The organism is Paenibacillus beijingensis, from assembly GCF_000961095.1.
GTDB classification, from domain to species: Bacteria; Bacillota; Bacilli; order Paenibacillales; family Paenibacillaceae; genus Paenibacillus_O; species Paenibacillus_O beijingensis.
On the sequence record NZ_CP011058.1, the window covers coordinates 5267399 to 5283017 of the forward strand.

General features: G+C 49.2%; 11 protein-coding genes and 1 riboswitch. Of the genes, 4 read left to right on the top strand and 7 right to left on the bottom strand.

The genetic code is table 11. The features are described 5' to 3' along the window. Position 1: 1 nt before the first annotated feature. From VN24_RS23775 to VN24_RS23800, 5 genes are all read right to left on the bottom strand, one after another. Complete coding sequence (locus VN24_RS23775) at positions 2 to 1192, bottom strand: ABC transporter substrate-binding protein (protein WP_052703122.1); 1191 nt, start codon at positions 1190 to 1192, stop codon at positions 2 to 4. Positions 1193 to 1690: 498 nt separating this feature from the next. Further along, positions 1691 to 3076, bottom strand: coding sequence for an SGNH/GDSL hydrolase family protein (locus tag VN24_RS23785; protein ID WP_052703123.1), 1386 nt, complete (start codon positions 3074 to 3076; stop codon positions 1691 to 1693). A gap of 211 nt (positions 3077 to 3287) precedes the next feature. Then, complete coding sequence (locus VN24_RS23790; protein ID WP_045672444.1) at positions 3288 to 4706, bottom strand: sugar porter family MFS transporter; 1419 nt, start codon at positions 4704 to 4706, stop codon at positions 3288 to 3290. A gap of 235 nt (positions 4707 to 4941) precedes the next feature. Continuing rightward, positions 4942 to 6099 (bottom strand): mannitol-1-phosphate 5-dehydrogenase, encoded by a 1158-nt coding sequence (locus VN24_RS23795; RefSeq protein WP_045673648.1) that lies wholly within the window; start codon positions 6097 to 6099, stop codon positions 4942 to 4944. A gap of 282 nt (positions 6100 to 6381) precedes the next feature. Beyond that, on the bottom strand, positions 6382 to 7050 hold the full coding sequence (locus tag VN24_RS23800) for an HAD family hydrolase (protein ID WP_045672445.1): 669 nt from the start codon (positions 7048 to 7050) through the stop codon (positions 6382 to 6384). A gap of 144 nt (positions 7051 to 7194) precedes the next feature. Next, a riboswitch (cyclic di-AMP (ydaO/yuaA leader) is annotated at positions 7195 to 7339 on the bottom strand. A gap of 284 nt (positions 7340 to 7623) precedes the next feature. Here VN24_RS23800 and VN24_RS23810 point away from each other — a divergent pair. The 3 genes from VN24_RS23810 to VN24_RS23820 all read left to right on the top strand — a co-directional run bounded on the left by VN24_RS23810 (position 7624) and on the right by VN24_RS23820 (position 11708). Further along, positions 7624 to 9492 (top strand): DUF2334 domain-containing protein, encoded by a 1869-nt coding sequence (locus VN24_RS23810; RefSeq protein WP_052703124.1) that lies wholly within the window; start codon positions 7624 to 7626, stop codon positions 9490 to 9492. Positions 9493 to 9677: 185 nt separating this feature from the next. Continuing rightward, the gene (gene glsA / locus VN24_RS23815) at positions 9678 to 10619 is read left to right on the top strand and encodes a glutaminase A (RefSeq protein WP_045672447.1); all 942 of its coding nucleotides are present in this window, start codon (positions 9678 to 9680) and stop codon (positions 10617 to 10619) included. Between the two features lie 42 nt (positions 10620 to 10661). Further along, a complete protein-coding gene (locus tag VN24_RS23820; protein ID WP_045672448.1) occupies positions 10662 to 11708 on the top strand; it encodes an AI-2E family transporter in 1047 nt (348 codons plus the stop codon). A gap of 98 nt (positions 11709 to 11806) precedes the next feature. Here the strand turns inward: VN24_RS23820 and VN24_RS23825 are convergent, their stop codons facing one another. Next, positions 11807 to 13039 (bottom strand): aminopeptidase, encoded by a 1233-nt coding sequence (locus tag VN24_RS23825; protein WP_045672449.1) that lies wholly within the window; start codon positions 13037 to 13039, stop codon positions 11807 to 11809. Positions 13040 to 13317: 278 nt separating this feature from the next. On the opposite strand from VN24_RS23825, the gene VN24_RS23830 reads away from it, so the two are divergent. Then, positions 13318 to 14715, top strand: a complete 1398-nt coding sequence (locus VN24_RS23830; RefSeq protein ID WP_238590767.1) for a hypothetical protein — start codon at positions 13318 to 13320, stop codon at positions 14713 to 14715. A gap of 176 nt (positions 14716 to 14891) precedes the next feature. Here the strand turns inward: VN24_RS23830 and VN24_RS23835 are convergent, their stop codons facing one another. Then, a complete protein-coding gene (locus VN24_RS23835; RefSeq protein WP_045672450.1) occupies positions 14892 to 15404 on the bottom strand; it encodes a hypothetical protein in 513 nt (170 codons plus the stop codon). Between the last annotated feature and the right edge of the window lie 215 nt (positions 15405 to 15619).

A 15619-nucleotide genomic window follows, 5' to 3' on the forward strand; every position in this document is an offset into this window, starting at 1 on the left:
TCTACTCCTTTTTGTACAGAGTAAACTGCCCGTCCTTCACGTCCAGTTTCGCAAGATCTTTTTCGACATTGCGGATGTCGTTAAAGCTTGTTTTACCCGTAATTCCAGGAAAATCTTTCATCGCTGCCAGCGCGTCGCGGATGCCTTTGCGGCTTGTTTCACCCTTTTCGATAATGGAAAGAAGCATATTGGCGGAATCGTATGTCAGTGCGGCGAACATGTCAGGATCTTTGCTGTAGGTTTTCTTGTAAGCTTCAACGAACTTCTGAACCTCCGGACGAGGGTCGGCCGGGAAGAAATAGCTGGAGAGATGCGTCCCTTCGACGTCTTTCCCGCCTAACTGGATATACTGGTCGGAGTAAAGAATGGAGGTGCCGATAAAACCGGCTTTGATGCCCAATTTTTTGGACTGCTGGGCGATAAGAGCCGACTCGGTGTAAGGAGCGCCAAGGTAGATAACATCCGGGCCGCTTTCGCGAATCTTGATCAAAATATTGTTAAAATCCTTTGTGTCGGGGTTGAAATTAAGCGAGTTTGACACTTCGCCGCCGGCTTCTTTAAATTTGGCCTCGAAGTTCTCTTTGGCGGCAATGCCCCAGTCATTCTGGATATAAATGACCGCTGATTTTTTGTAACCGAGCTCTTTCGCATAATCGGCTACAAATGCGCCTTCGATCTTTTGGGTCGGAACGTTGCGGAAAATATAATCTCCGGTACTTGTGAAGTCGGGATGGGAGGAAGTTGGGGATAGCTGTACCAGTCCTGAGCGCTGGTAAATCGGAGATGCGGCCATCGATGTCGTACTGGAAAAGTCGCCGACGACTGCCACGATGTTGTCGTTATCGACCAATTTCTGAGCGATATTGGCGCTTTCCTTCGGATCGTTTTTCGAATCCATTTCAACGAGATTGACTTTTACGGCCCCGCCTTTGGCGTTAAATTCGTCGATCGCCATCTTCATCGCATTCCGGAAGCTTTCGCCGTATTGGGCGCTGTTGCCGGTTAAAGGAGCGGACAAGCCGAGCGAAACCTCTTTCGTCTCTTTACTTTCCGCTGCTGCGGATGAGCCGGATGTTTCCTTGCCGCCGGATGTTTCTTGTGCACCCGATGTTTCCTTGCCGCCGCATGCCGTCATTGTCAATACGAGCAGAGAACATATTGCGAAAAAACCGATTCGAGACCCACGTTTCATAGAAATGCCTCCCTATTAATTTAATTACAGTTAATTTTCTTTCTGTAAGTAAACAAGAAGCTAAAAAAATTTTTCTCTAACGCACTTTGCCTCAACAAAGACTGGCCTTGCCCGATTGAAATCGTCCCCTTCCTTTCGTTCGGAATTGTTTTCTTTTAGTAACTCTTTTTTCTTACAGTAAACAAAGAGCCAAACAAAAATGAAATTTTTCAATTTCATAACCTCATTATAAGACATCGCCGACATGTCGGCAATAAGTAATGTCATGATATTTTACATCATTGTTGAGATTCAATCAAAAAATTAACTTTCATTTGAATTATTCGCTCAAATAAACTTGTAAAATAACAAAATTGCGTCATGTTGTTGTTAGATTTAATGGTGATACGCGCGAAAAGTTAACGCATAAAAAGAAAAAAGGGCAGCATCGGTATGCTTGCTTCCCTTCTTCCCGCAGTTCTTCCTGCACTTCTTCCTGCACATGTCGGCAATCTTACATTAACGGTTAATAAAGACGGTTTTAATTCCGGAGCGGTATACGACCTGCAGATCAAGTCCGCGCGAGAGCGCCGCCAGCGGCAAATACGTTTTTGTGTCGGCTGCGCTTTGCTGTAAAAATGCAGGCGTGGTAAGCGGCACCGCTTTCCCGTCAACCTTCATCGACTTGCTGCCGATGGTGAACGCGACCTCTCGTCCTCCGAGCTTTACGCTGGCCGTTCTCGTCTTGTTGCTCCACTTCAGGTCGGCGCCTGCCGCAATTGCAATATCGCGCATTGGAACGTACGTTGTGTTGTTTTTTACGATCGGCTTGCTGGCGGGACCTAGTTCTTTGCCTGAAACGACGACGGAAATCGGCACATTGGCGGGACGCGGCGACGGCTGAATATAATCTCCCCATATGGCGGACGCAAATTCGCGGCCCATCACGCTGTATCCGGTTTGAGTTGGATGGATGTCCCGTTTGCCGATATTCGAAATATTCGTATATTCGCTCTCATGCCCGGCAAATGCATCCCCGACGGAGGCAACCTTGACGTTGTATCCTTCCGAAGACAACACTTCCGCTATGCCTGACAACCGTTCCTTTATTTGTACTCGGCCCTGATTCAAATAATCGTAATTGCTTCCGCCGCTTGCGTTCGTGCCGGCCAAGTACTTCGTAATCGGCAAATATTGATCCGCCACAACAATTTGCGCTTTGGCGTTCAGCTGCAGGATGGAACGAAGCGCAGCTTCCACATCGCTTGCATATTCGTCTAGTACCGCCGACAACCATTGGTCGGTTACATCTTTATCTTCGTTATCTTTCAATTTGTTGAACAAAGGGGTGAAATTGTTTCCGCCGATCGTGACGACAACCAGACTGGCCTGCATCAAATCGGAACGAAGCCCGGCGGTTGCCGCAAAAATCCGTTCTGCACGCGGATCAATCGATGCGATTCCGCTTTGGATCTCGTCCGCAGCAGGATTCGAACTGCCGCTTTGGGCGCTATTGAGCCAGTTCTGAAGACCCTCCGTGCTCAGTCCGAGGACTCCGTAGTTTGCAAATTCGGTCCGAAGTCCGTGAAATAAAGCCTGCTCATAGACGCGGTCTGCATAGCCGTAAGGTACCGGATTTTTCACGTTTTCCATCCCCGGCTCATAACCTGCCGTCAGCGAGTCACCGATGGCGACAATCCGGTACATTCCGCTTTGCTGCGTCCCGGCCGTGGAAACCTCCGCACTGTTCGCGCTTGCCGCAGCAGCCATTTTGGGACCCGCCTCAAACCTTATTCCCGCTGCCGGATTGCTTCCGGATCCGACAAATGAGCCTGCCAAAGCTGCAGACAGCGCGATAACGGCTGTTTTGGCAGGAATATTCCAAATCTTCAGCTTGCTGTGCAATACGTCCACTTCCTTTTAACGTGATAGGGAGACACATTGAAAAAAACGTGCGGGTTTAAGTAAATGAGGGGGTATAACCAACTAAAAAATGGAAGGCCACATCCTGTATTATTTTAACATCACTCCTAAATGATATCAATGAAAAAGGGTTATCCCCCGTCGTAAGACAAGTGGGATAACCCTTTTCATGATCGGAATGACGTCCGTTTAACTACGCTCGATCCGCCTTTATCCATATGGACTCGATTTCTTCCAGCGATTTCCCTTTCGTCTCCGGAACGACGCGCCACATAAACAAAAAGGTGAACAGTCCCATCGCGCCGAAAATCCAAAAGGTTGGTGCGGATCCGATTGTGTTAAGCAACGGCGGAAAAGCTTGCGTCACGACATAATTTGCCGCCCACAGTGCCATGTTGGCGATCGCGGTCGCAATGCCGCGAATGCGGTTCGGAAAGATTTCGGAAAGCAGCACCCATACCGCTGTACCGAGTGAGATCGCAAAAGACGCTACATACAGCAATATAAAGATCATCACCAAAGGTCCGGCTGTATGGCCCGTATGGAACGCAATACCGATGACAGCAAGCGAAATCGTCATCATAGATGAGCCGACAAGAACAAGCGCTTTGCGTCCTACTTTGTCAATCAGCCATATCGACACCAGCGTAAACACCAAATTGATTAAACCGACGAGAATCGTTTGCAGGAGCGAAGCGTCCGTTCCGGCGCCCGCCGCCTTGAAAATTTCCGGTGCATAATACATGACGGCATTGATGCCTGTAATCTGCTGCGTAAGCGCCACTACAATTCCTACAATTAGAATGGCGCGCAACCCCCGGTCGGACAGCATTTCCCGCATCGTTGCCTGCTTTTCATTAAACGATGCTTTAATGTCCAATACTTCTTTTCTGGCCAGTTCTTCCCCGTGAATCCGCAGCAAGATGGGAAGCGAATCGGCGGGTCTGCCCTGCTTGATCAGCCATCTTGGACTTTCAGGGACAAAGAACAACAGAATGATAAACAAGATGCTGGGTACCGCTCCAACTCCGAACATCCAGCGCCATGCAGTGGAAATGTCCCAAGCATCATCCCCTAAACCTGCAATGAACAGATTGAGGAAATAAACCAATAAAATTCCCGATACGATCGCGACTTGATTAAGCGCTACCAAACGGCCGCGATATTTTGCGGGTGCGATCTCGGCATTATATAGCGGCGCCAACGTGGCGGTAATCCCGATTCCTAATCCGCTAACGAGCCTCGCAATGACGTAAGCCGAAAAAGAGGGCGACAATGCGGCGCCCACGGAACCGATCAAATACAGAACCGCTCCCGCATACAGCACCTTTTTCCGCCCGAATTTGTCGCTGATCCCTCCCGCGCCGGCAGCGCCGAATATACAGCCGACAATCAAGCACGAAACCGCCCAGCCGACTTCCACCTGATTCAAACCGAATCTGATTTTCATGAAGCCGATCGCGCCGGACACGGCAGCAGTATCGAATCCGAACAGCAAGCCGCCAAGCGCGGCTACGATGGCAACGAGCGTAACAAACCGCATATTGATTTGCTGCCCGGTGCTGTCCGATCGGCTCTCGACAGCTTCTTTCTCTACAGCGATGTTCTCCATTTCCACTCTCCAATTTCTTTTCTTTTTCTATATATGGTCCTTTTGTATTAAACCATCTGAGCTGGCGACGGTCAAGTTAACGAATAGGATCAAACCCGGTTGAAAAATAACAAACGTAATGAAATGAAAGCTCCATTCGTTCAAAATAAAAACCCGCTGCATCCGTCAGCGGGTTGTTGTGAACGCGGATTCCATCGAATCCGATCCGTTGCTCGCACTCGTTCTAAATCCGCGGTTACTTTAATTGTTCATATGCTGCAACGATTTCGGAGTGGACGGCATGATTTTTTGCAATCCCCATCCGTTGGGCGATAAAGTGAGAAATGCCCTTCTTCTCAATAATCGACTGCATTTCGACGGCTTCAGGGTCTTTCTCATTGTTGAACAGAAGTGCAGCCGCGATAGCCGACGTTAAATGCGGAGCCTTCAATCCGCGCTCATGCGCCTGTATTAGCGGGCGAACGAGACGGTCGTTGTGTGAGAGCTTGCGCAACGGTGAACGTCCGACCCTGAACACTTTGTCGGTAATGGCCGGATTTTTGAATCGTTCCAACGTTTTATCGATATATTTCCGGTGTTCCGCCGGATTTAAATGATATTTATGAATTAATAATTGGCCGGTTTCCTCTAATACCTGCCGAACTTTTGTTTCAAGAGCGGGATCTTTCAACGCTTGTTGAATGGTCTGGAACCCTTCCAGAAACCCGAAATATGCCGCACAGCAGTGGCCGGTATTAACCGTAAACAGCTTCCGTTCCACAAATGGCTCGAGCGAGTCCGCGTATTTGGCTCCTTCAATTTCTTGAAAGCCGTTCTGGAAACCGGAACGGTCGATCACCCATTCGTAGAAAGGTTCTACTTTAATGGCCAATGGATCTTCATGCTTTTGGGCGGGAACGATACGGTCAATCGTTGAATCGGGGAAAGAAATCAAGCGGTCTGCCTCGGCGCGGGCTTCGGCAGAAAGATGTTGATACACCCATTTTTTGAGCAGCGAGCTTCCGCCAACGGCATTTTCGCATGCAATAACGTGCAATGGGCGTGTATTATGCCTCAGACGTTTTTCGATCCCCTGGGCGATTACTTTGGCGATAGACGGCAAAGCGGATACGCCGACGGCCGTCGTAAGCAGCTCGGCTTCCGTAATATGCTCGTTGACGTCTTTGCGATTATTGATTTGAACGGCTGTGACGTTCTTAACAATTTCCGTATCTTCGTTCTCATTCGCATACGTAACGGTATATTGCTTTTTTTGCTGCAGAAGCTCGATTTGAGTTTCATTTCGAGCGACAAAACAGACCTCGTAGCCTGAATTGGATAACATCATTCCGATAAAGCCGCGACCGATGTTGCCGGCTCCAAAATGAACGGCTTTCCTTTTTTTGCTGGGCATCGTTTTCTTGCTCTCATGACGAAAAGGACGAATTTTCCACTCGTTGCTCGATTCCTTTTTATTATAACTGACACTCAATTTGCTTCTCCCCTTTCCGAATTCCTGCTTACCACCTCTTGAAGTTGTAATATTAGCAATTTTCAGATCATTTAAGCTGCGATAATTGAACTAACGCAACGCACACAGTATTCTGCGCGCGTTGCGGCACTGCATAACGACGTTCGAGCCGCATGCTTATCATTGCTCTATTAACAAGCTGCTTTCAAATAAGCCGCTTTAGGCTTATTTGGTTTGGGCAACTGCACCTGCAAACACGGTGCTGAACGCAAGATCGCGCAGCGACTCCACTCGATGCAGACTGTTACCAAATTCAAGAGTTTTGGTGATGGAGTTCGGAGTAAGAACGCATGGGATTCCGGCAGCCTCAGCCGCTTTTGCGCCGTTAGGTGAATCTTCAATCGCAATAGCTTCATCAGCCTTTACACCCAGTCCCTTCAGGGTCTGAAGATACAATTCGGGGTCAGGTTTTACATTTTGCACATCGTCAGCGGTACGGATACAATCGAAGTAATCATAAATGCCTAACTGCTTCAAATATTTCTCGACCCATTCCAGAGGCGAACTGGAAGCGAGGCCGATCTTCAATCCGGATTGTTTGGCGCTTTGCAAATACTCCAGTACGCCGGGGCGCATCTCCTCAACCTCCATGAGCTGGGAGTGGTGCAGCTGTACCGCTTTGCGGAATTCGTCCCGGTCAATCGGCAAATTCAAATCGGTCATCAAATACTCATAAGGGTTAAACTTGTGAAGACTCGTTCCAATGCATCCCGAGTACATCTCCAGGGAAAGGTCTACCTCGTGTTTCTTGTAGGCCTCCCGGAATGCTACGTACCAGGCAGTCTCCGTGTCGATAATCGTTCCGTCAAAATCAAAAATAATCGCTTTAGTCATGGTCTCTACTCCCTCCGATTTGCTTGTTCTCTCTTTGTAGACAAACGATCGGATCAAGCGGGGACATGCCAGCTGTTGAGCAGGGGAAAAATAAAAAGACCCCTAACTCAAAGGGTCTCAACTCTAAAAAATTAATTTAGAAAGAAATGACCCATCTTGTGCTGACGAGGTTAGCTGACGGACTCGGGTAAGATGGTACCCTACATTCATTAAAAGCAATGAAATGATTCGCCCCAAAAGGTGGTTCCCCCGCTCTCCGACGTTGTCGGAAACTAAGCATATTCATATAATAATGGGAATTGTCTAAAAAGTCAAGTTTACTGTAAAGTTTACTGTAAAGCTGTTGTCCACCATCCTGACATAAATCTCCCATACTACTGCGATTTTTATCCTGAAAAAGTCTCGCGCCTCCGCAAAAACAAGATACCGCTGAACGAGAACACCGCGAGCGGAAACAACATACTTTTTAATAGGCTTATGCTTACGAAGTGGTTTTGCCTCCGGCAAAACCTAGGCTTATGCTTACGAAGTGGTTTTGCCTCCGGCAAAACCTTTAGGAGGACTCCAGTGAAAATGGCGATGATACGGCTTGAGGATATCGGTCCGGGGGGATACTACGAATCCGCCGAAAACCAGACGAAACTGACTGTCGTTGCCGATTATTTACAATCGGAAGGCATTCCGTTTCAAGTGGCCGTCATTTCCCGTTATATCGATCCGACCCGCGGGATCGACCGTGCCTTGACGGATCGTACCGACTCAATAGCCGTACGCTTTGTCCAAACGCTGCATGCATTGGTTAAGCGAGGGGCATCGCTTGGCATGCATGGATATACGCATCAATTCGGCAAAGCGGTCAGTGCCGACGGTTATGAATTTCATTATGCGGATTGCAGCGCCGATTGTCCGCCGGATGACTCGCAAGAAGCGCTCAGCCGTCCCAAGTCACTGCGCCATTCCTATGCTTACGGCCGGTTTACTGCAGCCTTGCGGATGTTTCAGTCCACAGGGCTGCGGCCCGATTGGTTCGAAACGCCCCATTACGCGGCATCGGCGATCCAGCGATCCGTCTTGGAAGCTTGCAGCGGAATCATGTACGAAACGAACCCTTCGGCTCCGCATAGCCGGACGGTTACCGTCCGCGCTTCGCATTCTCCTTTGTCGGGAGGCTCCTTGTATGTGCCGACGCCCCTCTTCTATGTTGGCGGAGCGGCCATTGAAGATGACGTGCAACGGATTGCCGAAGCGATCCGATCGTACGGCGATCATGAGCTTGCTTCTTTTTTCTATCATCCGTTTCTTGAATTTCCTTATATCCGATTGCAGGAAGGCGCTTCACCGGTTTACGAACAGCATTCGCCGCTCAAAAGGCTGATCCGCGCTTTCAAAGGCGCAGGGCGCAAATTTCTCTCGATTCCGGATGTGCTCACATTCATTCCGGATTTCAGGGAAACCGGGTTATTCGGAGGCAAAGATTACCGCATCATGCCGGTAAAGAGCGGCAATGGACGAGGAAACAAACTTCTGGTCCGCCAATATTCGACCGGCATTTGGTCCATCGCGGAAGTTAATCAGGGTAGCAGAAATAAGATGGAGAACGGTATCCGCAATATTCGTACCGTGCTGACGGGTTGGCCTTCTTTTGCCGCAGGAGAGGAGCTGATCGGCGATTTCAACGGGGATGGGCGGGACGATATCGCCATCTGGCATTCGGAATCCGGCGTTTGCCCCGTTGCTCTCCATAGTGGAACAACGCTGCTTCCGGACGGCAATTGGTTGGCTGCGGGAGAACGTTTCAAAGGGTGGCGTGCTTTAGCAGGAGATTGGAACGGGGACGGATTGACCGATTTGGCACTGTGGGACCCGAGATCGGGCCACCTCGCGACAGCTTATAATGAAACCGGAAAGTTTCAATTCCCTGTGCGAGTATCCGAGGAACCTTTAATCGGCAAAAACCGCTCCCCTTACATCGGCGATGTCAACGGCGACGGACTGGACGATCTGGTTTTGTGGGACCGGTCTTCCGGTTCGTGGGAGGTTTGGCTAAATGACGGCGTTGAATTTCAATGGGCGGGAGTCTGGCTGGCCGGTCATGCGATTGAGAACTCCTCCTGCGCACTTCTGGCCGATGTTAACGGAGACGGACGGGCCGATCTGCTGCTGGTGAATCGAAAGACCGGCTACTGGTCCGTTGCGTTTAGTACGGGAAAGACATTTGTGCTTCGAGACAATGCCTTCGGACCATGGGCGCCTGGAGCGGATACCGTGCCGCTAGCTGTGGATTTCCACGGAAACGGCCGTGCCGGCCTGCTCGCAATCATCCCCGGGCGTTACGGCGGGACGCTGGACGCTGCTGTCAACGCGCTGAATTGGCATCTGCCCGCTTCCAATTTTCCTACCTTAACCGGCTATTGCTCCTGCTTCCTTCCCGAGCTTCAATGATACCGGCATAAACCAACGAAACTAAGATTCCTCAGTAGAATTCACAACTAAATTTGGTTTGTTTTCTGCCATTGCGATAGGTTAAACTTAATTTACACCGACAGCGCAGATCATGCCCCGTTTGCCTCTTAGATGCAAACCATGAAACGGTAGTTGCCGGCGCGAATCGTTAAGGAGGAACCTATATGTCACCCATCGAAACCGATCGAATCCAATCCCTGCTCCCTCATTGGGTTGAAACAAGCCGTCAGCGCTCCTCCCAAGGCAAAGTGGCAGCCTACATTCCCGAACTGTCCAAATCGCCGATCGACGCATTAGGAGTTTACATTTTAGGTGCGGACGGCACCTCGGCCAGCGCCGGCGATTACAACCTTTCATTTACAATGCAAAGCATTTCGAAAGTATTTACCTTAATTTTGGCACTGATGGACAACGGCGAAGAAGGGGTATTTTCCAAAGTCGGAATGGAGCCTACGGGTGATAATTTCAACTCGATGCTGAAGCTGGAACTCGTACAGCCGGGAATTCCGTTCAACCCGCTTATCAATGCCGGGGCAATCGTAATTTCTTCATTAATATCCGGACATAGCAACGATGAAAAATCTTCCCGCATCCTCAATTTTTTCCGCGAGCTGTCGGGCAACGACACGTTAACCTATAACTTCGACGTTTACCGCTCGGAATCGGCAACGGCTCATCTGAACCGGTCCATGGCTTATTTTCTATTGGACAACGGCGTGCTCCAGGGAGAAGTCGAAGATGTGCTGGACGTTTATTTCCGGCACTGCGCAATCAACGTCACCTGCGCGGATTTGGCACGCATGGCATTGGTATTGGCGCACGACGGTACCGATCCTTTGACGGGAGCAGCGCTGATTCCCCGCCGTTACGTCCAAATCGCCAAAACGTTCATGATCACTTGCGGGATGTACAATGCATCCGGAGAATTTGCGATTCAAGTCGGTCTGCCGGCCAAAAGCGGGGTTTCCGGAGGCATCCTGACGATGGTCCCGGGCAGATACGGCATCGGGGTGGTCGGCCCGGCTTTAAACCGGAAAGGCAACAGCATCGCAGGCGTACATCTTCTCGAAACGCTGTCGCGCGAATTTGATTGGAGCCTGTTTTAAGCGTACAACATTGATGAGGCTAGATTACATAGGGGGAACGAAATGATTTCGGTAAAAGCTTTTTTTGAAAACGTGACGGTCCGGAGATTTTCGGTCCTTCTTCTGATGGTGCTGCTCCTCTACTTCCTGCGGGGCATGCTGAATTTAATTTTACTGCTGTTCCTTGTTACTTATGTCATGGACAGGCTTCAGCAGCTGGTGACTCGGCAGGTGAACCGGCTCTTTCCGGTCAATTATAAAGTCGTCGTTATTTTTCTTTATCTGCTGGCAACTCTCGGTTTCGTCATCGGCGCTTCCAATTACTTGCCGCAAATTATAACGCAGATGAAGCAGCTGTCCGGCGTATTGATAACCTTTGTCCAATCGAACCTAAATTCGGAGACGAGCTTTGTCAATGAACTGCCGTTCAATATGGCGGAATTTTTGCAAAAACTGGACGTGCAAGCATACGCCAACCATATGTTGACCTACCTGCTGAAATTCAGCAAGTGGGTTGAAACGATATTGTTCGTAATTTTGCTCAGCTTCTTTTTCCTGCTCCAAAAAGAAAGCACCAAAAAATTTACGGCCAAATTTCGGGACAGCAAAATCGGCTGGATCTATAACGAGCTTAGCTATTTCGGCGACCGGTTCCTGGTTTCCTTCGGCAAAGTAATTGAAGCCCAGCTCATTATTGCCGTGTTTAATACCATTTTTACGACACTCGGATTATGGGCGCTCGGATTCCCTTACCTGTTCGCCTTGTCGATCATGATTTTGCTGCTAAGTCTTATTCCGGTAGCTGGTGTTATCATTTCGCTGGTGCCGCTCGGCCTAATCGCGTTTGATATCGGCGGAATCAAAATGGTCGTCTACATCCTCGTCATGATTATGATCATTCACGCTCTGGAGAGCTATTTCCTGAATCCGCGGCTGATGTCGGCGAAAACGGAGCTGCCGATGTTTTATACGTTCATCATTCTGATCTTTTCCCAGCATTATTTCGGGACCTGGGGACTTATTATCGGCATTCCGGCGTTTGTGTTCGTGCTGGATCTGCTGGAAGTCAATCAAATCTCCAAAGAGGAAAAAGCGTTATCTAAACGGTAGCGGACGCATCTGCTTTCCCCGCTAAACCAAAACGAAACACTCCGCTTAGCTTAGGCTGCGGAGTGTTTCATTTTGGTTTGATTGCTGCTGCATGGGCGCTAAATGGCCCAGTTTCCATTGCGGAAGATCGGCTCCCGCTTGCCGTCCTGCGTTACACCGTCGATGTCCAGCTCGGACGAGCCGATCATAAAATCTTCGTGAACGAGACTTTTGTTTGCGCCGCTCCGAAGGAGCTCCTGCTCGTCCATACCGGCACCTCCTTGCAAATTGACCGGGTACGCTTGTCCAAGCGCCAAATGGCACGATGCATTTTCGTCGAACAACGTATTGTAAAAGACTATATTCGAATTGGAGATCGGGGAATCGTGCGGGACGAGAGCCACTTCTCCGAGCGCACGGGCGCCCTCATCTGTATTCAGCAGCTTTTCCAGCGCTTCGTACCCCAGCTCCGCCGAAAAATCAACGACTTTTCCATCCTTGAACGTCAACGAGAAACCGTCAATCAGCTGTCCCCTGTAGTTCAACGGTTTCGTGCTGCGAACGCTGCCGTTAACGCCGTTTCGGCTTGGCATCGTAAACACTTCTTCAGTCGGCATGTTCGGGTTGAACAAGACGCCTTTGGCGTTCGCTTTTGCCCCGCCCAGCCAAACATGCTTCTCCGGCAAATCGACCGTCAGGCTCGTCCCCGGCGCTTCGTACACCAGCTGCTTGTACCGTTTCCGGTTCAGGAGCTCCACCGTTTCCTGCAGCTTGGCATTATGCTCTTTCCACGCGTGAAGCGGATCGTCCCGGTCGACACGAACGGCATCGAAAATCCTCTCCCACAGCTTGCGCACCGCTTCCTCCTCCGAAATGCCGGGAAACACTTTCGCCGCCCACTCCGGTGTGGCGTATGAGATTAGCGTCCACGCGTTTTTGTGCGCCATTAAATAGCTGCGGTACTTGTTTAAAGCTTCTGCCGCCGCTTTGCCCGCTTGTGCAACCCGTTCCGGGTCAACATCGGTCAGCAGATCGGGATTCGGGGAGTAGATCTGAATAAATGTGGCGCCATTCTCCGCAAATTGCTCCCATGCCTGGGCGCGCCATATCGGATATTCGGCAATCGCTTCTTCCGGAGCATGCTTATATTTAATAAGCGATAGCTGCTCATCGTTATATTCCACGTGTACATTGCGGGCCCCCGCGTCATATGCCTTCCGGACGATCAGACGTACCAAGTCCGCAGAAGCAATCGGCGCCATAACGACGACGATTTGTTCTTTTTGCACATTTGCGCCTACTTTGACGGCAAGCTCCGCATAATCTTCCAATTGTTTTGCGGTTGGGTACATGTTTGAGTCCTCCTTAAATATTTGCTTCGCAAAAATACTTCGTAAGGATTAGCTTAATTTCAACAGCTGCAAATGGGTAAAATTACTATTCTATAACTATAGTCTTATTTGATCTTTGTTTTCAAGCTTCCTGCGGACAGGTGTTCACAACGATTTTCTCGATCCGGCACAAGAATCATGGTACTATTTCATTGACAACCTTTACCTTTTGCCGTAATATACGGAGCAATCAATACTATGTTGATTGATTTAATCAGATTTAAGGAGGACATGCCATCATGATGACAATCCATTCTAAACATGCTGAACATGCAGGTAAACCGCTCCGTAAGACGCTTGTCACGCTCTCGCTCGCTGTATCGCTCGTTTCCGCATCTTCGATCTCCTATGCAAGCGCCCCTGCGGTAAAGCCGATTTCTGCCGCGCACGAAATTTCCGCAGCCGAATACGCGCAGTTTCTGGAGCTAAAGTTCGGCATCGACATTGCACCTGCATCGTCGAAAGGCGACTTCATCCGGAATGTGAGTCTGGCTCTTGCACTGAAGGCGGATAACGAGGCGAAAGTTGCGTTTGACGATTTGCCTGTCAGCGATCCGCTGTATGGACCTGCAGCCGCTTTATTCGAAAAAGGCATTATTACCTCCTCAGCCGTAAACACGCAAAAGCCGTTGGATGCATTCACGGCGATATTCATTGCCGTTAAAGCCGCCGGGCTGAAAGAGCTCGCTTATACATATCCGCAAAGCAAAGTAAACACCGCACTCGCGAAAGCGAAGCTGAAGCCGGGCGCATTCAGCAAGCAGGCGGGACAGGAAGTTGCAGCGGCGATCGACAACGGACTTGTGCCGTCCTCCCTGTTTCCGGAACTGAGCGGCAAGAAACCGGTATCGGCTTCCTTCGTCGAGACGCTGCTCGGCAAAGTTCTTGTTTTTAATGGAAGCTTCAAGCATTACATCGGATATACAAGCGATGCAGACATTTACAACAAATTGAACGACGCTTACAATACTTCCCGCCTCATTCAAGTTCCGGACCTGCAGCAGGTTGTTGACACGGCCTTAAAACAAAACCTCGTGACCGGCTATAATTTGAAAGATTTGCGTTATGAGTCCGAATTTATCGATTCATTATCCATTACATACGGACACGACAACTTGACGCACGCCAAGCAATTGATCGGTCTGCTGCGAAGTGAAGGAATCGATGCCAAGGTGCAATTCGAACCGAAGACGTCCGCCTACATCTACCTGAAAGAATGGGGCGAACCGAAGGATACCGAGGACTACCACGTCGTGCAAATCGAAAACAGCAATTATATCGCTTATGCGAAGGAATACGACCTGGCGTTTGAATTTGCAAGCGCAGCGGATAAGCAGCGGTTTCAATCCCTTATTTTCGCCTACGCCAAAAAGAACGATGACAAGGCGACGGGTCTGATCGCCAGCTCGTGGTGGCAGCCGCTTTATTATTCCAATACGGAGCTTGCCGATTACGATATCATCACGAATAACCGCATTACGAAAGGCAATTATTATGCGCAATCGTTCTCGCTGAACGAAAATTCGGAGGCCATCGTGAACGGCTTCAAAAAGCTTGATCCTGCACTCGAAGTGGAAACGTACAAATTTTGGGTCGATCATCCCTTCTTCAATTATTTGAACGGGGGCTCGAATTAATCGCGGTCAATGAGAAAACCTCTATCGAAGGTTTTATCGCCAAGATAGAATTTGATTTCGCAACTGCGAAAGTTGAGTTATAAATTCTATCTGTGGTTAAAAATGCACCTTCTGGAAAAATATTTCCAAAAGGTGCATTTCATTTGCAAGGCTATTCCGGATCTCAGCCGGACCCGTTAAGGAATGTACTGCTGGACAATTTTCGTCACTTTACCGTCGTGAATCGTAACGTGATACGGATAATCCGATACACTGAGGATATCCTCAGTGGTCAACAGCTCGGCGAGCTTGGACAGCGTAATTTGCTCATTCCAGTTAATTTGCGCATCTTCCGGATTGCCGTCGTGATCGAAAATTTGCATTTGCACGTCCGCACCGGCATTCACTTCAAACGTTGCCGTCTCTTCGCTGCCGTTGATGATATAATAGCCGTCAGGCGCTTCATCCAAACCGGAATCCGGCTCCTGCTCGGCAAACACTTTGTTAGCCGCTTCCCCTTCGTACCATTCGATCGGGTCAACGGTTATGTACCATTTTCCTCCCTGCTCGTAAAGCTTGTTTATATATGCAGATTGCGTATCGGCCGATTTCGGAACCGGTGTATAATCGCCGCCGACGGCATTGGCGGTCGTAATAAAATAAAACAAGACAGAGGCGATCGTAACCATGCTGAAAGCTGTTTTTTTCATCCTTATGTCTCCCCTTTAGTTCTCATGACGACAAGATGCGCCATTAGAAGTTGTTTAACCTTATGATTCGGCCTCAAAACGGATTGCCCCTTATTAGGACCAGGTAATATGACCTTCTATTATTACTATAAACGAAGGCGGAACCGAAAATGTTTCAAGAAAGTTACAAAACTTGCGGCTGCCATAAATTTCATGTAAAAAGAAAGAAGAGGTCC